The organism is Rhizobium sp. NLR16a (assembly GCF_017948245.1).
GTDB lineage: Bacteria > Pseudomonadota > Alphaproteobacteria > Rhizobiales > Rhizobiaceae > Rhizobium.
The window spans coordinates 3,663,207-3,685,155 of the sequence record NZ_CP072865.1 but is presented as its reverse complement, the minus strand read 5'-3'; the positions used below and the strand labels follow the sequence as shown (position 1 = coordinate 3,685,155).

21 protein-coding genes, 1 tRNA gene and 1 pseudogene are annotated in these 21,949 nt (G+C 62.5%); 15 read left to right on the top strand and 8 right to left on the bottom strand.

Translation table 11 applies throughout. The features are described from left to right. Window positions 1–9: 9 nt before the first annotated feature. Window positions 10–1,527 carry a HAMP domain-containing sensor histidine kinase gene (locus J7U39_RS17845; RefSeq protein WP_210629398.1) on the top strand — a complete coding sequence of 506 codons (1,518 nt, stop codon included), beginning with the start codon at window positions 10–12 and terminating at the stop codon, window positions 1,525–1,527. 123 nt (window positions 1,528–1,650) lie between these two features. Then, window positions 1,651–1,727 (top strand) — tRNA-Arg (locus J7U39_RS17840). A gap of 116 nt (window positions 1,728–1,843) precedes the next feature. On the opposite strand, the gene J7U39_RS17835 is transcribed toward J7U39_RS17840, so the two are convergent. Further along, entirely contained in the window at window positions 1,844–2,089 is a 246-nt protein-coding gene (locus J7U39_RS17835; RefSeq protein ID WP_210629397.1) for a DUF982 domain-containing protein, read from the bottom strand. A 191-nt stretch (window positions 2,090–2,280) separates the two neighbouring features. Continuing rightward, on the bottom strand, window positions 2,281–2,706 hold the full coding sequence (locus J7U39_RS17830) for a hypothetical protein (RefSeq protein WP_210629396.1): 426 nt from the start codon (window positions 2,704–2,706) through the stop codon (window positions 2,281–2,283). A gap of 237 nt (window positions 2,707–2,943) precedes the next feature. On the opposite strand from J7U39_RS17830, the gene J7U39_RS17825 reads away from it, so the two are divergent. The 9 genes and pseudogenes from J7U39_RS17825 (at window position 2,944) to J7U39_RS17790 (ending at window position 11,635) form a co-directional block, all read left to right on the top strand. Beyond that, window positions 2,944–3,531, top strand: coding sequence for a hypothetical protein (locus J7U39_RS17825; RefSeq protein ID WP_210629395.1), 588 nt, complete (start codon window positions 2,944–2,946; stop codon window positions 3,529–3,531). Between the two features lie 203 nt (window positions 3,532–3,734). Next, complete coding sequence (locus J7U39_RS17820; protein ID WP_210629394.1) at window positions 3,735–4,055, top strand: hypothetical protein; 321 nt, start codon at window positions 3,735–3,737, stop codon at window positions 4,053–4,055. Window positions 4,056–4,273: 218 nt separating this feature from the next. Beyond that, a pseudogene (locus J7U39_RS31825) lies at window positions 4,274–4,611 on the top strand (cell surface protein). A gap of 153 nt (window positions 4,612–4,764) precedes the next feature. Then, window positions 4,765–5,061, top strand: coding sequence for a hypothetical protein (locus tag J7U39_RS17815; protein WP_210629393.1), 297 nt, complete (start codon window positions 4,765–4,767; stop codon window positions 5,059–5,061). 246 nt (window positions 5,062–5,307) lie between these two features. Then, window positions 5,308–5,970, top strand: coding sequence for a methyltransferase domain-containing protein (locus J7U39_RS17810; RefSeq protein WP_210629392.1), 663 nt, complete (start codon window positions 5,308–5,310; stop codon window positions 5,968–5,970). A 329-nt stretch (window positions 5,971–6,299) separates the two neighbouring features. Then, entirely contained in the window at window positions 6,300–7,181 is an 882-nt protein-coding gene (locus tag J7U39_RS17805) for an aldo/keto reductase (protein WP_210629391.1), read from the top strand. A gap of 596 nt (window positions 7,182–7,777) precedes the next feature. After that, on the top strand, window positions 7,778–9,055 hold the full coding sequence (locus J7U39_RS17800) for an alpha/beta hydrolase (protein ID WP_210629390.1): 1,278 nt from the start codon (window positions 7,778–7,780) through the stop codon (window positions 9,053–9,055). Between the two features lie 185 nt (window positions 9,056–9,240). Further along, window positions 9,241–10,491 (top strand): FAD-dependent oxidoreductase, encoded by a 1,251-nt coding sequence (locus tag J7U39_RS17795; protein ID WP_210629389.1) that lies wholly within the window; start codon window positions 9,241–9,243, stop codon window positions 10,489–10,491. Between the two features lie 106 nt (window positions 10,492–10,597). Beyond that, complete coding sequence (locus J7U39_RS17790) at window positions 10,598–11,635, top strand: proline racemase family protein (RefSeq protein ID WP_210629388.1); 1,038 nt, start codon at window positions 10,598–10,600, stop codon at window positions 11,633–11,635. Between the two features lie 264 nt (window positions 11,636–11,899). Here J7U39_RS17790 and J7U39_RS17785 read toward each other — a convergent pair whose 3' ends face one another. The 4 genes from J7U39_RS17785 to J7U39_RS17770 all read right to left on the bottom strand — a co-directional run bounded on the left by J7U39_RS17785 (window position 11,900) and on the right by J7U39_RS17770 (window position 16,551). Next, window positions 11,900–12,310 (bottom strand): GFA family protein, encoded by a 411-nt coding sequence (locus tag J7U39_RS17785; protein WP_210629387.1) that lies wholly within the window; start codon window positions 12,308–12,310, stop codon window positions 11,900–11,902. 329 nt (window positions 12,311–12,639) lie between these two features. After that, on the bottom strand, window positions 12,640–14,187 hold the full coding sequence (locus tag J7U39_RS17780; RefSeq protein ID WP_210629386.1) for an EAL domain-containing protein: 1,548 nt from the start codon (window positions 14,185–14,187) through the stop codon (window positions 12,640–12,642). A 384-nt stretch (window positions 14,188–14,571) separates the two neighbouring features. Beyond that, window positions 14,572–14,928: a nuclear transport factor 2 family protein gene (locus J7U39_RS17775; protein ID WP_210629385.1), complete on the bottom strand. Its 357-nt coding sequence runs from the start codon at window positions 14,926–14,928 to the stop codon at window positions 14,572–14,574. Window positions 14,929–15,018: 90 nt separating this feature from the next. Then, entirely contained in the window at window positions 15,019–16,551 is a 1,533-nt protein-coding gene (locus J7U39_RS17770; protein WP_210629384.1) for a winged helix-turn-helix domain-containing protein, read from the bottom strand. A 116-nt stretch (window positions 16,552–16,667) separates the two neighbouring features. Between J7U39_RS17770 and J7U39_RS17765 the strand changes: the two genes are divergently transcribed. Continuing rightward, a complete protein-coding gene (locus J7U39_RS17765) occupies window positions 16,668–17,102 on the top strand; it encodes a cupin domain-containing protein (protein WP_210629383.1) in 435 nt (144 codons plus the stop codon). Window positions 17,103–17,194: 92 nt separating this feature from the next. Then, window positions 17,195–17,677, top strand: a complete 483-nt coding sequence (locus J7U39_RS17760) for a RidA family protein (RefSeq protein WP_210629382.1) — start codon at window positions 17,195–17,197, stop codon at window positions 17,675–17,677. An 18-nt stretch (window positions 17,678–17,695) separates the two neighbouring features. On the opposite strand, the gene J7U39_RS17755 is transcribed toward J7U39_RS17760, so the two are convergent. Both J7U39_RS17755 and J7U39_RS17750 read right to left on the bottom strand, forming a co-directional pair. Continuing rightward, a complete protein-coding gene (locus J7U39_RS17755; RefSeq protein ID WP_210629381.1) occupies window positions 17,696–18,169 on the bottom strand; it encodes an RbsD/FucU domain-containing protein in 474 nt (157 codons plus the stop codon). Next, window positions 18,153–19,400, bottom strand: a complete 1,248-nt coding sequence (locus tag J7U39_RS17750; RefSeq protein ID WP_210629380.1) for an ROK family transcriptional regulator — start codon at window positions 19,398–19,400, stop codon at window positions 18,153–18,155. Before J7U39_RS17750 ends, J7U39_RS17755 begins: the two co-directional genes overlap by 17 nt. A gap of 312 nt (window positions 19,401–19,712) precedes the next feature. On the opposite strand from J7U39_RS17750, the gene J7U39_RS17745 reads away from it, so the two are divergent. Together J7U39_RS17745 and J7U39_RS17740 are read left to right on the top strand one after the other, a co-directional pair. Beyond that, entirely contained in the window at window positions 19,713–20,732 is a 1,020-nt protein-coding gene (locus J7U39_RS17745) for a sugar ABC transporter substrate-binding protein (RefSeq protein WP_184460047.1), read from the top strand. A gap of 151 nt (window positions 20,733–20,883) precedes the next feature. Beyond that, the gene (locus J7U39_RS17740; protein WP_210629379.1) at window positions 20,884–21,948 is read left to right on the top strand and encodes an ABC transporter permease; all 1,065 of its coding nucleotides are present in this window, start codon (window positions 20,884–20,886) and stop codon (window positions 21,946–21,948) included. Window position 21,949: the final 1 nt, after the last annotated feature.

Genomic DNA, 21,949 nt, shown 5'->3' with positions numbered 1-21,949 from the left:
GAGATGACCATGCCGGTTCGAGACCAGGGCGAAGATCCTTCGGCTGACATCCCGGCGGCCGGCGAGGCTGCCAAGGGGCGGTGTCCGTCCGGCTTGTTCGGCGGGCTGTCTGGCAAGCTGCTCTGGCTCACCGTCGTCTTCATCATGCTCGCCGAGATCCTGATTTTCTTTCCCTCGGTCGCCAGCATGCGGATGCGCTGGCTGCAGGACAGGCTGAACACGGCCGCCGCCGCCGCCATCGTCATCGACGGGCTGCAGCCGATCGAGCTGCCGCGCGCCCTGCAGAAGGAAACGCTGGAGGCGACCGGCACCAAGGCGATCGTGCTGCGCAAGGAGGGCACTTCGCGGCTGCTGGCGACGACCGACATGCCGACCTCCGTCGACGAATCCTACGATCTCACCGACGTGCCGCCGCTGACGGCGATCCGCGACGCGCTCGATACCCTGATCTTCGGCGGCAGCAGGATGATCCGCGTTTACGGCCCCGTCGGCGAAAACAAGGTCGGCGTCGAGGTTGTCATGAAGGACCGGCCGCTGCGCACGGCGATGTTTGCTTATTCCCGCAACGTGCTGCTGCTTTCGGTGCTGATTTCGCTCTTCACGGCGACGCTGATCTTCTTTGCGATCAACCGCATTCTCATCGGCCCGATTCGCCGGCTAACCGGCAGCATGCAGCAATTCTCCTCCGATCCCGAGAACCCGGCCCACATCTATATCGGAGACGGCGGCCGTGACGAGCTGGCGGTGGCCGGCCGCAATCTCACCTCGATGCAGATGGAGCTGCAGAAGACGCTGAAGCAGCAGAAGAACCTTGCCGCTCTTGGCCTCGCCGTTTCCAAGATCAATCACGATATGCGCAATATCCTGGCTTCCGCGCAGCTGATGTCGGACCGGCTCGTCGATGTCGATGATCCGATGGTCAAGAGCTTCGCGCCGAAGCTGCTGCGCACCATCGACCGCGCCGTCGGCTATACGACGGAGGTGCTGTCCTACGGCAAGGCGAGCGAATCGGCGCCGCGCCGCCGCCATGTTCGGCTGTTGGCACTCACGCAGGACGTCAGGGACATGCTGGCGATCGATCCGCAAAGCGGCATCGAGTTTGTCGAACAGTTCGCTGCCGATCTCGAGATCGATGCCGACGGCGAGCAGCTTTTCCGGGTCATTCACAATCTCTGCCGCAACGCCCTGCAGGCGCTGACATCACCGGGCGAGGGCGGCCCCGGCGCCATCAGGCGCATCACCGTCTCCGCCCAGCGTGTCGGCAGCGTCGTCAGCATCACCGTGGACGATACCGGCCCCGGCATGCCGCTGAAGGCGCGCCAGAACCTCTTTGCCGCCTTCCGCGGCTCGGCCCGTTCCGGCGGCACCGGCCTCGGCCTGACCATCGCCCGCGAACTGGTGCTCGCCCATGGCGGCACGATCGCGCTGGTGGAAAAGCCGACGGTCGGCACCCAATTCCGCATCGAGATCCCCGATCGCCCGGTTTCGCTGGACGATTACCGCAACCGGACGCATGGCGAGAAGTGACGGAATTTCAGCCGGCGCGGCCGCAAGCAGGCAAAGACGCGATTTTTTTCGAAATGCTCTTGCAATGTCCGAAAGGACCCTTTAGAGGATCGCCCACGCAAGCGGCACCGCCGCAATTTGCACGCACCCGTAGCTCAGCTGGATAGAGCACCAGACTACGAATCTGGGGGTCAGGAGTTCGAATCTCTTCGGGTGCGCCATTCTTCCCAAATGCATCAGCAAAGTTCCAGGCGCCCGAAATCGGTGCCGCTCCAATCAGCGCTTCGCTCCTCGCTTCGCCTCCTTGGAGGCGTGAACAATAGCTGGGGCGGCCGCCTCATTCCTTGATGGGAATCCCGGCTTCGATCGCAGCCTCGATGAACGCCTGCCGCGCCTCTTCCCGGCTTCGTTTCCCAGATATGACATCGGCGCAAACCGCACACGCTCTGTCGAGCGCAGGCCCCTCTTCGGTCGGCCAGTCTTCGATCAGCGCCCATGTTGCGGCCTGGGTCGTCTGGATGACCGCCCATTGATCCGGCCCTTCAAGGGCAAGCGTCACCGGCTTCTTCCATAGGGTTTGCATAATGCAGGATCTCCGCTGCGCCTTCTCGGCCACCTGCTCGCCTAAGGCAATTGTTCCGGCGTGTCGAGATGCCGTCTGAACGAGACGTTTTCCGGAGCAGTGAGCTGCTTACTGAAACGCCGGCATATTTATTTCCGGCCGCCGCTTCTCGTCGGCCGCTGCCGTCTTTGCCGCAAGGCAGCAAGGCAAAGCTATTGAGCGTTCGGATGCTCTCTCTCATAGGCTTCCCTTTCTTCCTTCCCGAACACGGCGGAGTAAAAGCCGCTGCAAACCAGATATGAGCACGCATCCGGGTTGCCCGTTTGCCATCCGGGCTGGCAGAGGACGACGCGATGGAATTTGGCATTGCAAAGCCCGTGGTTTGCCAGAAGCCGCGGATCGTTTCCGAAATACGCGCTTATGGCTTGCTCGCGAGTCCATGCAGGAACGACCTTCCAATCAGCGGCGCCGCCCTCAGCGCTCACATTGCCGGTCGCGCAGAACGACCAATTCGATATCGTGATCGGTTGATCGCAGGGAAACGCCTGGACGGCGCTTCCCAGCAAGAGCGAAATCAATGCCAGCAATCGGCTGCTGTAACCCACCATGAACTTTTCCCCCATGCAGATCATTCGCATCCTGCCCTCCAAACGGTGATCGGGTCTAATCCGAATCCTAAGATTATTTTCCTAGTTCTTGAAACGTTCTTACGCTAGATTGCACGCTGTTGCAACCATGGAATGTTGAATGTCAAAGAATTTTGTAGCGATTGGCGCAGTGGGCGCTTGGCCGGGTCTTTCCCTCTGCATGCGGGAAAAAACCAGTTCTTCTGCTGCTTGCCGGAAGGACGTGCTCGCAGCCGGGGCGAGGGGCTGATGGCGGAATTCAACTCTCGTGACAAGAGCCGCACCAGTTCCGGCAAGACGCGATCGCTGGTGCGCAAACACACCGCGCCGCCGAGCGCCAGCGATGACGGCAGCCTGCGATGGCAATGGTTGACGATCCAGCTACTGGAATCGGCGGCCTTTACCACCTTGAGTGCGAATGCCTGCCGCGCCTTCTTCCGCATCGTCATCGAGCACCTCTCGCATGCCGCGTTGCAGAATGGCAGGCTTGTCGTGACGCATCACCAGTTCGTCTCCTACGGCGTCACCGGAGAATATGTCGCCGATGCGCTCGACGAGCTTGAATATAAGGGGCTCGTAAAGGTCCGCCGCGGCCGGGCCGGAAGCGGGGTCGCCCATCCCAACCTGTTCACGCTCACCTTCGTCGGCGACCTTGAAGGCGCGCCGCCGACCGACGAGTGGAAGCGGTGCACGGCGGAAAGGTGCCGGAAATGGTCCGAGACCGACCGCAAAATCGCCGCCGACAAACGCGGCCGCCTCGGCCGGAAGAAAAAAACCTCGCTTCGGGATCCCGAAATCCGTCCGCTTCGGGATTCCGAAATTCGCCGCGCTTCGTAAGCTTTTCGGCTGAGCGGAAACGCAATGATTTCAACGCCGCGGCCTATTTCGGGATTCCGAGGTGCTATATAGATTTTGGTGGGGGTTCCCGCGGTGGAGCGTGACGACCGTCCTCGGTCGGCAGCGGCATTGGTTTTCCCGCATGCTTAGCTTCGCGCAACCTTCCTGATGTATTCGCAGGCCTGATGATCTCGGAGGAATGCATGACGGTGGGAATTTTTCGGGTCCTGGCGATCCTCGCGACGATAGCCGCCCTTGCCGGCTGCATCGACCATGCCAACGAGCCGGTGCTGCTGGCAGTCGGCTTACCGGTCAATCCGCCGTCCGTTGCGCACAGCCTTTGCATGACTGACGGCAATGCCATGTATGGCGAGGCGAAGCGCCAGTATGAGCTGCGCGCCCAGTTGACCGGATATGCGCAGGCCGATGCGTTCGAAGCGGAAACCGTGGCGCGCGCCGCCGCCCATCGCCAGTATGTCGCCTGTCTCTCGGCCCAAGGTTACCGGGCATTATACGCGAATTGAAAACAGAGAATTCGCATTCTTGACCAGCGCCGGATCGCGCCATTCTGCTGTTACAGCTTTCACGTTTTCTCGCGAAAAACTCACGCCGGATCGCCTGCAATCACGAGTTTTGGAAGTTTCGCACGCGCTGGGAAGCGCGCCCTTCGTGTCGGCATTTTCTCAGGTTAAATCCACGAAGGAGGGTTTAACATGAAGATCTTCAATTTGTCCGTTCCGCCATTGCGTTCAGTGTACTTCTCGCCCTTGCGCCGATCGGCCAAGCTGAAGCCGCTCCCGTTCAAACGGTTCGACCGCCCGATATTTCCGAAGCAAAAACCGTGCAATATAAGCCGCATGCCGGTCTCTGGCAGGGCTATCGAGGTTTCCGAACGGAGCGCCCCGGCACCCACCGTCACTCCGATGGCTACTGGTACCCGCTTGCCGCCTTCGGCGATGAGGCCGGCGCCACCGACTCCATCGTCCGCCAACCCGCCGACAGGCCGGTGGCTCCGACGATGTGCAACCCTACGTTTTCGGGGTCGATCGGTCCAGCATGCCCTGTGATAACGGCTATTGAGCCGGCAAATGAAAAAGGCGGCGCGTGCCGCCTTTTTCCTGTTCGGGCGCCGCTCACATGTTCGTGACCTCTATTGCGTCGCGGTAGATTGTGACAAATCCGCTTCCTACCTCCTCGGCGTAAATCACCCGATCCTCCCAAGGAGATGACAATATGACGACGTTCAAGAGCGGCCTGGCCGCCGCGGTCCTGGGTGCGATGCTTGGCCTTGCCACCTTCGCGGCGCAAGCGGCTCCCCTCCAGTCGAGCGCGACGCAGCAGGGTTCGGTCAAGCAGCAGGTTGTCGAGCATGAGACCCGCCTGCAGCACGACAGGAGCACGACCGGTTCGATCGGTGAAGGCAACCCGAAGGGCATGGCCTCGCCCTCCATGATGAACCCGAAGAAGCCGCTGAACATGGATTGCAAGCTCGGCTTCAATCCGACCAGCAGTTCCGGCTGCAACTATTAACGCGGCGCTTTGCGGTGGCGACCAGGCCATCGCGGTGAGGGGCGGCTTCCCGGCCGCCCTTTTTGCCGCAGACGAGGGCGCTCGCTATGTCATAGCTGCATAGATGCAAAAATGCCGGACGCCAGTGGGAAAAGAGGTGGGAAATGCCGGCTCACAAGGGCGATTGACGTCTCTGCCTTGGAATTGCCATGCTAGCCGCGATGGTCGCATTCATAATCAATTGAATTTCAGACAGGTGGGACAGTCATGACCGCAAAGGCTGCATGCTCGGATTTCCTGCATTTTTTCCGCTCCTGGATTAGCAATCCGCTTCGGGTGGCCGCCATCGCGCCGTCGGGTGATTCACTTGCCAGGATCATGACCAGCGAAATTGCGGCGCTCGACGGGCCGATCATCGAGCTCGGCCCCGGCACGGGCGTCTTCACCCGGGCGCTGCTTGCCCGCGGCATCAGCGAGACGGATCTGACGCTGATCGAATACGGCCCGGAATTCATCGATGCGCTGCAGGCGCGGTTCCCGGCGGCGCGCATATTACAGATGGACGCGGCCCACCTTGCCCAGGCCGATATTTTCGAAGGCGAACCGGTCGGCGCCGTCATCAGCGGGCTGCCGCTTCTGTCGATGTCGCCGCGCAAGATCGCCTCGATCCTTGCCGGCGTCTTCACCTATATGCGCCCGGGCGGAGCCGTCTATCAATTCACCTATGGTCCGCGCTGCCCGGTGCCGCGGCCGATCCTCGATCGCCTCGGCCTGAAGGCGGTGCGCATCGGCGGTACGGTTCGCAACCTCCCGCCAGCCTCCGTCTACCGGATCTCGCGCCGCAAGCCGCTGGAACTCTCGCGCGAGCGCCTGAGATACCGCGAGGCGGACATCGAAGTCGCCGCCTTTTCCGGCGAATCGGCCGGCTGAACGCGGCAACGGCTGAGCGGAAGCGACAGGCTTCGTCGCAGCCCGGCCGATATTCCGGCGCACCGCAGCGGCGCCGGTCGAAGGACGATGTTTTCGGCCCCTCCCTGTTATCCCGTCGGGGTCGTCCTATATGTGCAAGCGTCGCCACGGCCGCATGTCCGATATCGCCGCGGCGGCCGGGTCATCACCATGCCGGGCATCACCAGACCCGGCAGACATTCAGAACTGGATCCATCCTCGCCAGCCCGGCATCCCGGCCCTGGCGAAGCGGGCGGCTTCGGCCATTTCATCGACATTGAATGATTTTAGTGACGAAGGGAGGAAAGATCATGTTCAGTCACAACGCAGCCAAGTCAGGAACCTTCAGGATCGGCGGCGAGATCGAGGTCAATCGTCTCGGCTTCGGCGCCATGCGCGTTACCGGCAAGGGGATCTGGGGCGAGCCCGATGACCATGCCGAGTCCATGCGGACGCTGAAGCGCCTGCCGGAGCTTGGCGTCAATTTCATCGATACGGCCGATTCCTACGGCCCCGATGTCTCCGAATGGCTGATCAAGGAGGCGCTGCATCCCTATGACGCGGGATCCGTCATCGCCACCAAGGGCGGCCTCACCCGCCATGGTCCCGACATCTGGCTGCCCGTCGGCCGTCCGGAATATCTGATCCAGCAGGCGCATAAGAGCCTGCGCAATCTCGGCGTCGAGCAGATCGATCTGTGGCAGCTTCACCGCATCGATCCGAAGGTGCCTGCCAAGGAGCAGTTCGACGCGATCAGATCGCTGCTCGATGCCGGCCTCATCCGCCATGCGGGCTTGAGCGAAGTCTCCGTCGCCGAGATCGAGGCGGCCTCGAAGCACTTCAAGGTCGCCACCGTCCAGAACCGCTACAACCTCGTCGATCGCACCAGCGAAGACGTGCTCGATTATTGCGCCAAGCACAATATCGGTTTCATCCCCTGGTACCCGCTCGCCGCCGGCGATCTTGCCAAATCAGGCTCGCTGCTCGATACGATCGCCAGGAAGCACAATGCCGCTCCCAGCCAGGTCGCGCTCGCCTGGGTGCTGAAGCGCAGCCCGGTGATGCTGCCGATCCCCGGCACCTCGAAGGTCAGGCACCTGGAAGAAAACGTCGCGGCGGTGGACATCACGCTGTCCGATGAGGAGTTTACCGCGCTGGACGCCGAGGGCAGGAAGGTCTTCAAGGCCGCTTGAGGAGTGATGCAAGCGGCGGCCCCCTCACCCTAACCCTCTCTCCGCTCGCGGGGCGAGGGGACGTGCCCTGGGAAAGGTTGGCGAGGGACGGAGAGGTTGCCGCATATCCCTTCGCCCCGTTTACGGGGGTCCGAAGGACGGGACGAGACCCGCGGCTCGACCCAGGCAGAGGTGCCGGCAGGCGGATGAGGGGCTGCCGCCACTGCCACATCTTTCAGCAAATTTTGACCACCCGGTCAAAGATGCCGCAAAATGAGGCGCGCACTGCCGCTTGAAGTGGCGAGCATTGCGCTCATTGCATTGCTGCATTGCGGTAATTTCGCTATTCCCGATCAAATGAATGGGGTATCACTATCTTCGTAAGCAGCGCACTCCTCCTCCCAAGCGCTCTTACATCGGACCGGCAACACTCCTCCTCCCAGTTGTCGGTCAGGATCGAGAGCCTGGCGCACCTCCTCCCGCGCCAGGCTCTTTTCTTTTCCCCTCATGCCATTTCGCCGGCGCTGCTTTGCCGTGCACAATTTGACTCGACAGCCTTCGCCGGACTATTTGAACCTGTGCCGTCTGTCCGGCGCGTGAACCGGTTGGAGTTAGTCATGATCGGCAGATGGCGCGGCTCGCATGCGGCTCTGACAGGGCTTCTGGTCGCAACGATGGTGCTCGCCGGCTGCGGCGGCCGACCGGTCGGGGTGATGCAGGCGGCCGGCACCGTGCCTCCGGGCACGTCGAAGGTCGATCTCCTGGTGGCGACGACGCGCGCTGCCGATGACAACCCGGCCGTGCTTTTCTCCGGCGAACGCGGCACGGGGCTTGCCGTTAACGCCGTCGATGTCTCGATTCCGCCGGAAGCCAACCGCACGGTCGGCCAGGTGCAATGGCCGAAGCGCCTGCCGGCCGATCCGCTCCGTGACTTCGTCACCGTTTCCGTCGATCCGCTCGAGGGCGAGCGGGCAGGCGAGAGCTGGCTGAAAACCCATATGCCGAAGAGCCGCCGCGTGCTCGTCTTCGTGCACGGCTTCAACAACCGTTATGAAGACGCGGTCTATCGTTTCGCGCAGATCGTCCACGATTCGCATGCCGACGTTGCGCCCGTCGTCTTCACCTGGCCGTCGCGCGCCAGCATCTTCGATTACAATTACGACAAGGAAAGCACCAACTATTCCCGCGATGCGCTGGAAGAGCTGCTGACCCGCACCGCCGCCAATCCCGCCGTCAGCGACGTCACCGTCATGGCCCATTCGATGGGCACCTGGCTGACCGTCGAAGCACTCCGGCAGATGGCGATCCGCAACGGTCACGTCGCTTCGAAGATCAACAATGTCATCCTTGCCTCGCCGGATCTCGATGTCGACGTCTTCGGCCGGCAGTTCATGAGCCTCGGCAAGGACCGGCCGCATTTCACCATCTTCGTCTCCAGGGATGATCGGGCGCTGGCGCTGTCGCGGCGCATCTCGGGCAATATCGACCGGCTCGGCCAGATCGATCCTTCCGCCGAGCCTTACCGCAGCAAGCTGGAGGCGGCCGGCATCACCGTGCTCGATCTCACCAAGCTCAAGGGCGGCGACCGGCTGAACCACGGCAAATTCGCCGAAAGCCCGGAAGTGGTGAAGCTGATCGGCGACCGGCTGATTGCCGGCCAGACGATCACCGATTCCAATGTCGGCCTCGGCGAGGCCGTCGGCGCGGTGGCGATGGGGGCGGCTCAGACGGCCGGAAGTGCGGTCAGCGTCGCCGTCAGCACGCCGATCGCAATCTTCGATCCGCGCACCCGGCGCAACTACGATGCGCAGCTGAAGCGGCTCGGCCAGTCGATGGACAACACCGTCGGTTCGGTCGGTGACAGTGTCGGCGCCGGCCTGCCCGAAAGCCAGTAAGAATTCCGCGGAGTAATTCCAGCAAAAGTGCACGGCGGTTTCGCGTTTCGGAATTGCGTAAATCCAAAAGGTTAGAGCGGTTCCGCGTTTCCGTGAAAAACTGAACCGCTCTAGGCAGCATCGCTGATCTGATATATCAGGTTTGCGAACGGCGATACTGTATGCCGTGCGGGTGGGTTGATCGCATGACGGATGAGACGAAGAAGAAGGTGGCTGTCGTCGGCGCGGGCGTGATCGGCGCCTCGATCGCTTTCGATTTGCAGCGGCGCGGATTTCAGGTCACGCTGATCGACAAGGGTGAGCCCGGACGTGGCACCTCTTTCGGCAATATGGCGAGCATCGCGCTCGATTTCGCCGCCGGCTCCGGCCCTTCGACCTGGAAGAAGATCCCCGGCTGGCTGCTCGACCCCGAAGGCCCGGTCTGGCTGCGGCCGTCCTATGCCGCCAAGATGCTGCCCTGGTTCCTGCGCTTCCTCGCCGCCGGCCGGCCTTCGCGCTTGAGGGAGATCGAGGATGCCGGCATGAGCCTGTCGCTGCGGGCGCTCGCCGATTTCCGCGAAATGCTGAAGGCGATCGGCGCATCCGATCTGCTGACCGAGGAAGGTTGCCTGGCGATCTACGAGACGGAGGCTGAGTTTACCGCCGATCGCGGCCACCTCGCCATGATGCAGCGCTACGGCCTCGAATTCGAGGTGTTGAGCAACGGCGCCATCCAATATTATGAGCCCGCCCTGTCGTCTGTCATCGCCAAAGCGGTGCTGCTCCCCGACAATAAGTCGGTCCGCGATCCCTACAAGCTGGTGGTCAAACTGACCGACGCCGCCCTGGCGGCCGGCGCAACCTTCGTCTCCGGCACCGTGAGGAATATCGAGCGCAAGGGCGATGGCAGCGTCGTCGTCCTCCTCGACAATGGCAGCCGTGTCGAGGCGGCTTCCGTTGTGCTTGCCGCCGGCGTCCACACCCGTTTCCTGGCGGCCAAGCTCGGCGAACCGATCCCGCTGGAGACCGAGCGCGGTTATCACACGCAGATCATGAAGCCCGGCATTTCCATGCGTTACTCGCTGATCTGGCCGCATCGCGCCTTCATGGTGACGCCGACTGCCGGCGGCATCCGCGTCGGCGGCAATGTCGAGCTGGCCGGGCTTGACGCCGCTCCCGATTTCCGCCGTCCGCGGGTGCTGGTGCGCCACGCCCAGCGCGCGCTTCCCGGGCTGAAGGCCGAGGAGACGACGGAATGGATGGGTCACCGCCCGGCCTTGCCCGATACGATCCCGATCATTTCGCCGTCCTCGAAGATGCCGGGGGTTTTTTATGCCACCGGCCATGGCCATCTCGGCCTGACATATGCCGCGACGACAGCGCGGTTGATCGGCGATATGGTGAGCGGAGCAAAACCGTCGGTCGACATGACCCCGTTCCGGATAGACCGATACTGAGCAATTCCAGGAAAAGTGTGAAGCGGTTTTCCGTTCGGAATTGCGTTAAAACAAGTTAGAACCGCGTCGGCGGCATCAGCCGTCACGTCCGAACTGGAGTTTCGAGATGAGATGGAAGCGCACGATCCAGCTGCTGGACGTTCATGCCGAGGGCGAGATCGGTCGCGTCGCGATCGGCGGCGTTCCGAAGATCCCCGGCGATACCATCGCCGCCCAGCTGCATTGGCTGAACACCGATCCGAAGGGTGACGAGCTTCGCCGCTTTCTCTGCCTGGAGCCGCGCGGTGCTCCGATCGGCTCGGTCAACCTGCTGCTGCCGGCGAGGCACCCCGACGCCGACGCTGCTTTCATCATCCTGCAGCCCGACCAGGCACATGCGAGCTCCGGCTCGAACTCGATCTGCGTGACGACGGCCTTGCTCGAATCCGGCATCGTCGAAATGAAGGAGCCGGAGACGATCGTGACGCTGGAGACCGCGGCCGGTCTCGTCAAGGCGGTGGCGACCTGCCGCGACGGGCGCTGCGAGAAGGTGAAGCTCACCATGGTGCCCTCCTTCGTCCATGAGCTCGACATCGGGATCGACACGCCCCATTGGGGAAAGATCAAAGCCGATCTCTGCTATGGCGGTATCTTCTATGCCCTCGTCGATGTCGGCCAGATCAATCTCACGATCGAGAAGGCCAATGCGGCCGGCCTCGTCCAGGCCGGCATGATCCTGAAAGAGCTGATCAACCGCGACCTTAAGGTCGTCCATCCCGAAATCCCGGCGATTTCAGGCGTCGCCTATGTGATGTTCCGCGATATCGAGCCGGACGGCACGGTGCGCACCTGCACCACCATGTGGCCAGGCCGGGCCGACCGCTCCCCCTGCGGCACCGGCAATTCCGCCAATCTCGCCACCCTTTATGCCCGCGGCAAGGCCAAGGTCGGTGACGTCTTCACCTCGAAGTCGATCATTGGCTCGGAATTCGAGGTCGGCCTGCAGGCAGTGACCGAAGTCGCCGGCCGCCCGGCGGTCATCCCCACCATCACCGGCCGCGGCTTCACCTTCGGCCTCACCCAGGTCGCGCTCGATCCCTTCGACCCGCACCCCGGCGGCTTTGCTTTGACGGATGTCTGGGGGCCGCAAGCTGGGGAGATTTGAGCGGCGTCGAACCGAGGAGATTGGGCAAGCCGGCCCCTCATCCGGCTGCCGCCACCTTCTCCCTGTAAACGGGGCGAAGGGACCATGCCGCGACCTCTCCGTTCCCCACCAACCTCTCGCAGGGCATGTCCCCTCGCCCCGTTTACGGGGGGTCCGCAGGACGGGTCGAGACCAGTGGCTCGACCCAGGTAAGGGCTAGGGTGAGTGGCAGCCATTATGCGCAACCGGACCGCAATGACCTTGGACCGAGGCTCCCAGCTTGATTTAAGTCCGGCCGCTTGGACGGCCCTGGAAATGCTCGACCGTTTCCGCAAGCTGCACCCATCCATGTTTCGATTGCTCGAATACCGATAGTTCAGGCGGCGCAAAGGCCGGGTCGGCAAGTGACCCGATCGCCACCCCGATCCAAAGTGGCGCGGCATCGGCCTTCCAATAGACGGTCGACCCACACGTTGGACAGAAATGCATGCGGACCTGACGACCGCTGTCGGCGGTCCGAATGAATTCCGTAGACGTTCCAGATATTTCGACACAGTCAATCGAGTAGAACGCATTGGCGCTGAACGGTGCACCGGTTCGCCGCTGGCAGGCATAACAGTGACACAGCGCAGTCAATCGTGGTGGTTCGCTAAGCTTCAATTGGAGAGCGCCACAGGCGCATTGGGCATCGGCCATGGAAACTCCTTCCGCTTGCGCGGTGAGATACGTTGACATTGTGGGCTGAGGAGCAGGCCGGAACCGAGACTCACTGCGGTCGGCGTTGCGCAAGGGCCGAGACCTGATGCAGTTTCAGGCTCGCGAATACCAGCGTAAATCGGCAAACTGCCGAAGTCTAGAGCATGTCGCGCAATTGCGTGCAGCGGTCTTGCGCTGAAGACAGGCGAAAACAGAAGATGTGCAGCATGACACGCGAGCCCACCTGACCATTTGTTTAATACTGGCCGCTCGTCTTTCGAAACAGTGCGACAAGACTTCCAAGCCAGCCTCGACGACCCGTCGGCGCATCAGCGACGTTGCGCTATCCTGGCGCTGACCTGATCTGCGGCAAGGCTCTCGGCCGGCGCCGGCCTGCCAAGCAGGTAACCTTGGCCGATATCGCAGCCGAGATCCTGAAGCCGTTGAAGTTGGCTTTCCTCTTCGATGCCTTCGGCCGTTATCCTCACGCCGAGGCCCGCGCCGAGAGCGATAATGGCCTTGATCACCTTGTCCTGCTTGTCGTTGGTTTGGAACGAAGCGACGAAACTCCGGTCGATCTTGATCTTGTCGAACCGGTAGTTCGAGAGCTGCGAGAGGCTGGAATAGCCCGTGCCGAAGTCGTCGAGAGCAATCCGGACGCCGGCGTTCACCAGATCGTCGAGGACGATTCGTGCGGTGACGGCATCCTGGATGATGGCGCTCTCCGTCACCTCCAGCTCGATCCTGTGCGCGGGCAGGCCGACATCGCCCAATATCTTCAGAATCCTGAGGCCCAGCAACCGGTCGCTCAGCTGGATCGGAGACAGGTTGAACGACAGAACCAGATGATTTGGCCAGGAAAGCGCATCGCCACAGGCACGGCGCAGCAGTTGGTCCGTCAGGTCGACGATCAGACCGGCCTCTTCCGCCACGGGAATGAACTCGTTCGGCGGGATGAATTCGCCGGATGCCGTCTTCCAGCGCGCCAGCGCTTCGAAGCCGATAATTTCCTTCGTCTTCAGGTCGACGAGAGGTTGGTAATAAGGAACGATCTCAGCGTTCCTGATGGCGGCTCGCAGATTCGCTTCCACCCGGATCCGCTTCGCCAACTCCTCCTGCATCGAAGGGACGAAGGGCTTCACCAGATTGCGCCCCTGCTTTTTCGCCACATACATCGCACAGTCCGAATGGCGAATGACCTGGCTTAGATCGTCGCCGTTTTCAGGATGGAGCGCGAGTCCGACACTGGCGCCGAGATCGACGGCGACGCCATTGAATGTGAAGGGCTTGCTGATCGCGTTCACGATGCGGTTCCCCAAAGCGACGAGATCGGCATTTCCGGTGCGCCGCGCCAGAACGACGAACTCGTCGCCACCGAGGCGGAAAACGCGCTCACGCGGAAAGAGGGAAGAAAGCCGCTGAGCGACGGCCTTCAGCACCGCATCGCCGTGATCGTGCCCGAGGAGGTCGTTGATCTTCTTGAAGCCGTCGAGATCGATGCTGAACACGGCATAGCTTTCGGGCGCCCGTTGATCGATCATCGATTGCGCGCAGACGGACTCCAGAAATCTGCGGTTAGGCAATTCGGTCAGCGTGTCGTGACAGGCAATCCAGTCCACGTTCTTTTCGGCCTGCAGCCTGCGGTTAACCTCTATCGAGAGATCCCGGATCCTCAGCGCCGAGTAGATCAGCCCGAGAAAGCCGGACATGTTGAGGGCAAGCAGCGCGTGGTCCAGCGGAAAGTCATCATGCTTCTCGATGAACTCATCCAGCCCCTCATGCCATTGGAAGCGCCAGGACAGGCAGAAGAGAAGCAGGAAGATCAGGAGCCAGGCCAATATCTCCATCTGCGGTCTGGTGGGTCGGATGCGAGGCATATGAACAGGCTCCTGGTGTGTGAAGAGCCATCATGGCCAGCCAGCAGACCGCATCGTCCGCGACAGTTTTCCATCGGCAACCCCGTCGCCGTAGGACGGCATCGACGGGATAGAAGGCCGCCACAACTCATTTGGGCGGAGTGAAAGCGTCGGCAATTCGATATCGGTTAGCTGCGCGGCATCGAAAAGTCCGGAATATCAGTGTGGTCTTCGAAGGTTAACCGCGCGTTTCCGGGTCCGAGACGTGGACGGTTCGCTGCGCGCAACGGATATCTTCGTCGCAAATTGGACGCGGCTCATTGCGCTCGACGCCGAAACCGACGTGCTACATCTTGGCCATCAAAGGCCCGTCGGGGAGAGGGGGGGTGATCCGGCTCGCCGAATTCAGGCGGCATCCCGAATGTCGAAGCGGGTCACCTTGCCGTCCCGGAACCGGAACATGTGCCCGACCGTCTTCTGTCCTTGAAGGGGTTGGCCTTGCAGGTCACGGACCGACTGCCGGACGTCGGCGATGATTGCGCCGTCCGCTGTCCGGTGAAAACCGAAGGGCTCGACGTGGGGATCGATCATCGACCACTGACGCGTCCAATATTCCCGCACCGCCTCGCGCCCATGGACGTGGCCGCCATCCATGCCGTTGGCCCAGACGACATCTTCGGCCAGCGCTGCCAGCACGGCGTCTATGTCCCGTGAGTTGAAGCGCTCGTAGATGTGTTGGAGAATTTTGACATCGCCGTCCATTGCTCTCTCCTTTCAGAGGTGCGGGGTTGCGTTTCGAGCCCGCTTCGCGACGAACCATCTCCTTCATTTTGCTCTAAGCGGTCAACCGGTTCAAAGCTCCGCCTCGCGCAGCAGCCCGTTCAGGCGGACCGCCCATTCCGTGTTGCCAGCTCTGAACGGACCGAGCGCATCGCCGGCTGGTTCGGGAAGGTCGCTTGCCGCGGCGGCAAAGCGGTGCGCCTGCTGGCGATCTCCCAAGGCCCGGTGGCAGCACGCCTGAATGCGCAGCAGCGCCGGCCAGTCAGGCCGCGCCTTCAGCGCCGTGCGCCCGGTCTCGAGCGCGCCGTCGACGTCGCCGGAAAAGAACCGTGCGAGCATCAGCAGGCTGAACCAGACGCCGTTCTGCGGATCGTGCGGGTTGAGTTCGAGGCCGTGCGCCAAGGGCTTCAGCGCGCCGGCCGCATCGCCGCAAAACAGGCGAGCCATGCCGAGGACGAGATGCCCCAGGGCGAAGCTCGAACCGAGCTCGATCGCCCGTTCCGCCGCCAGGATCGCCTGCTCGGGTCTGCCCGTGTAAACCGACACGATCGCCAGCGCATAGTGTGAGTACGGATTTCGCGCGTCGAGGTAGATGGCCCGCAGCGCCGCATCCAATCCTTCCTTGCCGTCTTCCGCAGGGTTATCAGTCCAGCCGTAGGCGATCAGGCCGGCATTCACCCGCGCCCGCCAGATCTGCGCTTCCGGAAGCATGGGGTCGAGCCCAGCCGCGTCGCGGAAGAAACGGCGTGCGAGAAGGTGGGTGGGCTGCGTGACCTTGTGAAAATTGAACGTGCCTTGCCGCACGAGATCCCAGGCCGTGATGTTGCCGGTATGGGGAGCAACCGGAAGCCCGTGGCGCAGCAGCAGCTCGGGTTCGACCGCCGCTGCAATCCGCTCGGCGATGGCGTCCTGCACGGCGAAGAGCTCGGCCAGCTGAAGATCGTAATGTTCGGACCAGATCGTGGCGCCTTTCGCGGTGTCGGCGAGGTGCACCGATATGCGGATCCGATTGCCGCTCTGGCGGATGGCCCCATCCACCAGGAAATCGACGCCGAGGTCGCGCGCGACAGACTGCGGATCCTTCGAGCCATTCCTCCTGCTGAAACTCGCCCCCCGTGAAGCGACGCGGAACCATCTGAACCGGGCAAGTGCCATGATCAGGTCGTCGGCGACACCGTCGGCGAGATATTGTCTTTCAACATCGCCGCCCAGATTTTCGAACGGCAGGACGGCAATTCCCGGGATCGGACCGGCCTCGGCATGCCGGCCGCTATCGGCGCCGTCAGTGCGGCTCTCCACCTCACCGGAAAATCTGTAGCCGACCCGAGGGACCGTGACGATCCATTCGCCGCCGTCCGATGTGGGTCCGAGCAGCTTGCGAAGGGCGGCAATCTGAACGGAAAGATTGCTTTCCTCGACGGCCAATCCCGGCCAAACGGCGTCCATCAGGGCGGACTTCGAGACCACACCGCCCTGTGCCGAAAGCAGTGCGGCGAGCAGCGAGGCGCCGCGGGCGCCGATGGCGACAGGCCTGTTGTCGCGGAGAAGACATCCGTTCTCGGCAATGAACCTGAGGTGACCGAATGCAAGGGGCTGCGTGTTCATGGCCGCAATGATACGCCGATTTCGCAGCTTTTCGGAATTTTTCGGCTCTGCTTCAGGACTTGCGCCGGCTGAGCGCGCAGAGTGGCGCCATCGCAGCGGTCGAAGTGGTGAGAGCGATGACGAACCAGGCAACGCAATCGAAGAAATCCGAACCATTCCTTGCGAGCGTCGTGCGCGCCGGCGGCAGCCATGTCGCCAGGCAGGGATCGGTCTATTGTTCCGGCGTCTCGGCTGAAAGCACCGGCTCAACCATGCTGTGGCTCGGGACGATTTCGCTGCCCGCGGGGCGGCGAACCGGCGCCCACCGCCATGAGGGACACGAGACGGCGCTTTTGATGACCGCCGGTCGGCAGATCGAGATCTGGTCGGGAGCAGCGCTGGAACGGTGTGAAACGGTTCGCCCCGGCGATTACCTGTTCATTCCGGCCGGCGTTCCGCATGTCGCCGTCAACCGCAGCAGCGAAGACGCCGAATTTCTCGGCGCTCGCAACGACCCCGCAGCCAATGAGAGCGTCGTTCTCATGCCGGAGCTCGACACGATCGTCCCCTGATGCATGTCGCCCGGAACCCTGCAACGGCTCCGGGGCGCAAAACCGCCGCAGGCTTTTGCGCGGCATGCTCCAACCACACCGGGAGGTGCATTATGGCCATCATCGAACAACGTCTGGCCGAAATGGGTCTGGAATTGCCCGAGCCTTTGAAGGTTCGCGAGGGGCTGCGTTTGCCCTTCGCCTGGGTTCGCCTGCGCGGCACGCGCGCTTACATTTCCGGTCATGTCGCGTGCAACCGCGATGGAACACTGGCAAATCCCCTTGGCAAGGTGGGCGCCGAGGTTTCGCCGGAGGAGGGCTACGCGTCGGCGCGGCTCGTTGCGCTCGCCCATCTCGCCAGCCTCAAGCGGGTCCTCGGAGACCTCGATCGGGTCACGGCATGGCTTCGCGTCTTCGCCATGGTGAACGTTGCTTCTGACTTCAACGAAACGCCGCTGGTCACCAACGGCTATTCGGATCTGATCCTGGCGCTGTACGGGCCTGATGTCGGCGCCCATGCCCGCTCGTCCATCGGCATGGCCATCCCCTTGAATGCGCCGGTGAACTGCGAAGCGGAAGTCGAAATCGACGGGTGACGGAAGCGCACCGACGCTTTAGTAGACGAACGGATCGACCTCGCCCGGCTGGGCGCCTGCCTCCTTCGGATAGATCACCCCCTTGCGCAGGATGATGTTGGCATAGAGCCTGGGCTCGCTGGTCTGGATCAGCGCATGGGCGGCCCGCACCCGACCGTAGAAATCCTGGCCGACCAGCGGCACCACCTGGCGATGCGGCTCGTGGCGGGCGCAGCAGTCGATCATCTCCTCATGCACCGGATCGAGCTTGTCGCGCTCGGCCTTGACAGTCGAGCGGAAGATCGCTTCCGGCACGAAATCGTCGATCGGCAGCACGCTGAGCACGGCGTCGAGCACCGGGATGAGGTGGTGGCCGTCGAGCCGGATCAGCCGGCGGGCATCTTCGACTCCGGGATAATTGCCGTCGACGATGGCGATTTCGTCGCCGTGGCCCATGGCCCGAAGTGTGAAAAGCAATTCCGGGCTCAAGAGCGGATCAAGTCCCTTCAGCATGGTCTACCTCCTTGAAGAGTACGTTCTGGTCGGTGAGATAGCGCGCAAAGATCGGCAGGCTGGCGCCGCCGATGGCGCGTGCCTGCGCGCCGACCGCGCCCTCGATGATTTCGGGCATGACGACGCCCTGCAGGTCGAGCTTGGCGGCTTCGTCGATCGTCGCCTGCACGATGCGGCTGCGCACCCAATGGGGAAAGCCGCCGTCGATGACGGCGGCGCTGAAATCGACGATCGAGGCGGCGGCGACGATCGCCTGCGCGAGCGCCTTGGCGGTGTCCTGGATCCATGCCTCCATCGGCTCGCCGAAATCCACCCAGTCGTCGGCCGAATACCAGAGCGGCTCGGGATCGATGCCGCGCTCACGCAGCATGTTTTCCAGCACGAAGATCGAGGCGATTTCGAGCAATTGCTTGGTTTCGCCGTTCCTGTCGCGCACCGGCAGCGGCCCGATTGCGCCCGCCGTGCCGGTACGGCCGGAAAAGATCGCCGAATTCAGGACGATGCCGCCGCCGATGAAGGAGCCGATGAAGAAATAGACGAAGTCGGGATAGGACGGGCCGACGCCGAAGACGAGTTCGGCGCCACAGGCGCTGGTCGCATCATTCTGCAGGAAGACGGGATGGGAGACGCGCGCGGCGATATCGGCCTGCAGGTCGACATCCCGCCAGACCTCCATGGCGCCCGGCGGCGCTCCGACCTCATCGGCCCAGTTCCAGAGTTCGAAAGGCGCGGCGATGCCGAGGCCGGCAATGCGGCCGCGCTGCTTTTCGTCGAGCTGGTCTTCGATCTCGCGGATGCCCGAGGTGACGAAGGCGAGGATTTCATGCGGCAGCGGATAGGCATAGGTCCGGTGCAGCTGCATCCGGATGCGGCCGACGAAATCCATCAGCACCAGATCGGCGCTGCGCCGACCGATCTTCAGGCCGAAGGAATAGACGGCGTCGGGATTGAGATGCATCGGGATCGACGGCTGGCCGACCCGGCCGCGCACCGGCGCCCCGCGCGACAGCAGCCCTTCCTTTTCCAGGACCCGCATGATGACCGAGACGGTCTGGGCCGAAAGCCCGCTGCGGCGCGCGATATCGGCCTTCGACAGCGCGCCGTAAAGGCGCACCAGCGACAGCACGAGCCGTTCGTTATAGGCGCGCACCCTGACCTGGTTAGCACCACCGGCCGGATTTAAAATTGGCGGCGGGACCGGTGTGTGTTCCGGTCCATCCAAAGACGACATGGCCGCTCCTCCCGAGCGTTCGCCTCCTTCTCCTCATCGAAGGCGATTTAAAAACATGCAGCAGCTCAAGGCGGTACAGCGTCCTTCGCGTCTGAAACGCGCTGCGCTCGCTGTGCACCCTAATTCGGTCGAGCATGCCACATCGAATTAATAATTCAATTGGATTTATTTATTGACAAGCGGATTTCTTTCGCTCTTAATTGCCATTGTCAAGGGCACGGGCGGCTTTGGAGCGACAGCGACTGAGCGAAGTGTCATATTTTGAAAATTCCGGCCCGCAGAGGCGGCGCCGGCAAACTCTGGGAGGAGTTCATGAAGAAATCAGTTCTCGCTTTTGGCGCGCTCGCGCTCGGTGTCGCTTTTTCTGCTCCGGCGATGGCGGCTGACGTTTCCGCCTGCCTCATCACCAAGACCGACACCAATCCCTTTTTCGTCAAGATGAAGGAAGGTGCGACGGCCAAGGCCAAGGAACTCGGCGTTTCGCTGAAGTCCTACGCCGGCAAGATCGACGGTGACAGCGAAAGCCAGGTCGCAGCGATCGAAAGCTGCATCGCCGACGGCGCCAAGGGTATTCTGCTGACGGCCTCCGACACCAAGGGCATCGTGCCTGCGGTCAAGAAGGCCCGCGACGCCGGCCTGCTGGTGATCGCGCTCGACACGCCGCTCGAGCCGGCCGATGCCGCCGACGCCACCTTCGCCACCGACAACCTGCTCGCCGGCAAGCTGATCGGCCAGTGGGCCAAGGAAACGCTCGGCGACAAAGCCAAGGACGCCAAGGTCGGCTTCCTCGACCTGACGCCGTCGCAGCCGACGGTCGACGTCCTGCGTGACCAGGGCTTCATGATGGGCTTCGGCATCGATCCGAAGAACCCGGACAAGATCGGCGACGAAGACGACAAGCGCATCGTCGGCCATGACGTGACGAACGGCAACGAGGAAGGCGGCCGCAAGGCCATGGAAAACCTTCTGCAGAAGGATCCGAGCATCAACGTCATCCACACGATCAACGAGCCGGCCGCTGTCGGCGCCTACCAGGCGCTGAAGGCCGTCGGCATGGAAAAGAACGTGCTGATCGTCTCGGTCGACGGCGGCTGCCCGGGCGTCAAGTCGGTCAAGGAAGGCGTCATCGGCGCCACCTCGCAGCAATATCCGCTGCTGATGGCATCGCTCGGCATCGAGGCGATCAAGAAGTTCGCCGACTCGGGTGAAAAGCCGAAGCCGACCGAAGGCAAGTCCTTCTTCGACACCGGCGTCTCGCTCGTGACCGACAAGCCGGTTTCCGGCCTCAAGTCGATCGACACCAAGGAAGGCACCGACAAGTGCTGGGGCTGAGCCCGATCTATTGAAAGAGCAGACGGCCGGGGCTTGATCCCCGGCCGTTTTGGACGGACGATGTGCCGTCGCCCACCGGCTAAGCAACGAACGGATGAACAGGGGTGACGGCCTCCGCGCGGGTTCGGCGCGCGGATGCGGAGGAGGAACCATGACCGGAGCACAGGAATTCGAACGCGTCCTCGACGGCAGCGACAAGAACGTCGCCTCCTTCGAGCACCAGGGCGTCCCGCTGATCAAGCGTGCCCAGCATTTTCTGCACTCGACACCGGCCGCCGTGCCGCTGATCGTATTGGTGCTGGCGATCATCATCTTCGGGATAGCGCTCGGCGGACGTTTCTTCTCGTCCTATACGCTGACGCTGATCCTGCAGCAGATCGCCATCGTCGGCATTCTTGGCGCCGCCCAGACGCTGGTCATCCTGACGGCCGGCATCGATCTTTCGATCGGCGTCATCATGGTGATCTCGGCCGTCATCATGGGCAATGTCGCCATCACCTACGGCATACCGACGCCGATCGCGGTGATTGGAGGCCTGCTGGTCGGCGGCCTGTGCGGCCTGCTGAACGGCTTCCTCGTCGCCTTCATGAAGCTGCCGCCCTTCATCGTCACGCTCGGCACCTGGAATATCGTCATGGCGACGAATTTTATCTATTCCGCCAATGAGACGATCCGCGACACCGATGTCGACGAACAGGCGCCGCTGCTGCATCTTTTCGCCGCGAGCTTCAAGGTAGGCAGCGCCGTGCTCACCCTCGGCGTTATTGCCATGGTGCTGCTCGTGCTGCTGCTCTGGTATGTGCTCAACCACACCGCCTGGGGCCGGCATGTCTATGCGGTCGGCGACGATCCGGAAGCCGCCAAGCTCTCCGGTATCCAGACGAAGAGGGTGCTGCTCACCGTCTATACACTGTCGGGCGTCATCGCCGCCTTCGCCGCCTGGGTCTCGATTGGCCGCAACGGCTCGATTTCGCCGTCCTCGGCGGTGACCGATTATAACCTCCAGGCGATCACCGCCACCGTGATCGGCGGCATCTCGCTCTTCGGCGGCCGCGGTTCCATTCTCGGCACGCTATTCGGGGCCATGATCGTCGGCGTCGTGTCGATGGGCCTCAACATGCTCGGCGCCGATCCGCAATGGAAAGTCCTTTTGACCGGCGTGCTGATCATCGCCGCCGTCGCCATCGATCAGTGGATCAGAAAGGTTTCGGTATGAC

Coding starts and splice junctions, on each gene's coding strand:
- J7U39_RS17745 (WP_184460047.1), top strand. CDS start 19,713: ATGAAGAAATCAGTTCTCGCTTTTGGCGCGCTCGCGCTCGGTGTCGCT.
- J7U39_RS17845 (WP_210629398.1), top strand. CDS start 10: ATGCCGGTTCGAGACCAGGGCGAAGATCCTTCGGCTGACATCCCGGCG.
- J7U39_RS17805 (WP_210629391.1), top strand. CDS start 6,300: ATGTTCAGTCACAACGCAGCCAAGTCAGGAACCTTCAGGATCGGCGGC.
- J7U39_RS17830 (WP_210629396.1), bottom strand. CDS start 2,706: ATGCGAATGATCTGCATGGGGGAAAAGTTCATGGTGGGTTACAGCAGC.
- J7U39_RS17810 (WP_210629392.1), top strand. CDS start 5,308: ATGACCGCAAAGGCTGCATGCTCGGATTTCCTGCATTTTTTCCGCTCC.
- J7U39_RS17775 (WP_210629385.1), bottom strand. CDS start 14,928: ATGGACGGCGATGTCAAAATTCTCCAACACATCTACGAGCGCTTCAAC.
- J7U39_RS17755 (WP_210629381.1), bottom strand. CDS start 18,169: ATGCTGAAGGGACTTGATCCGCTCTTGAGCCCGGAATTGCTTTTCACA.
- J7U39_RS17820 (WP_210629394.1), top strand. CDS start 3,735: ATGACGGTGGGAATTTTTCGGGTCCTGGCGATCCTCGCGACGATAGCC.
- J7U39_RS17780 (WP_210629386.1), bottom strand. CDS start 14,187: ATGCCTCGCATCCGACCCACCAGACCGCAGATGGAGATATTGGCCTGG.
- J7U39_RS17760 (WP_210629382.1), top strand. CDS start 17,195: ATGGCCATCATCGAACAACGTCTGGCCGAAATGGGTCTGGAATTGCCC.
- J7U39_RS17825 (WP_210629395.1), top strand. CDS start 2,944: ATGGCGGAATTCAACTCTCGTGACAAGAGCCGCACCAGTTCCGGCAAG.
- J7U39_RS17835 (WP_210629397.1), bottom strand. CDS start 2,089: ATGCAAACCCTATGGAAGAAGCCGGTGACGCTTGCCCTTGAAGGGCCG.
- J7U39_RS17815 (WP_210629393.1), top strand. CDS start 4,765: ATGACGACGTTCAAGAGCGGCCTGGCCGCCGCGGTCCTGGGTGCGATG.
- J7U39_RS17740 (WP_210629379.1), top strand. CDS start 20,884: ATGACCGGAGCACAGGAATTCGAACGCGTCCTCGACGGCAGCGACAAG.
- J7U39_RS17800 (WP_210629390.1), top strand. CDS start 7,778: ATGATCGGCAGATGGCGCGGCTCGCATGCGGCTCTGACAGGGCTTCTG.
- J7U39_RS17765 (WP_210629383.1), top strand. CDS start 16,668: ATGACGAACCAGGCAACGCAATCGAAGAAATCCGAACCATTCCTTGCG.
- J7U39_RS17785 (WP_210629387.1), bottom strand. CDS start 12,310: ATGGCCGATGCCCAATGCGCCTGTGGCGCTCTCCAATTGAAGCTTAGC.
- J7U39_RS17790 (WP_210629388.1), top strand. CDS start 10,598: ATGAGATGGAAGCGCACGATCCAGCTGCTGGACGTTCATGCCGAGGGC.
- J7U39_RS17750 (WP_210629380.1), bottom strand. CDS start 19,400: ATGTCGTCTTTGGATGGACCGGAACACACACCGGTCCCGCCGCCAATT.
- J7U39_RS17770 (WP_210629384.1), bottom strand. CDS start 16,551: ATGAACACGCAGCCCCTTGCATTCGGTCACCTCAGGTTCATTGCCGAG.
- J7U39_RS17795 (WP_210629389.1), top strand. CDS start 9,241: ATGACGGATGAGACGAAGAAGAAGGTGGCTGTCGTCGGCGCGGGCGTG.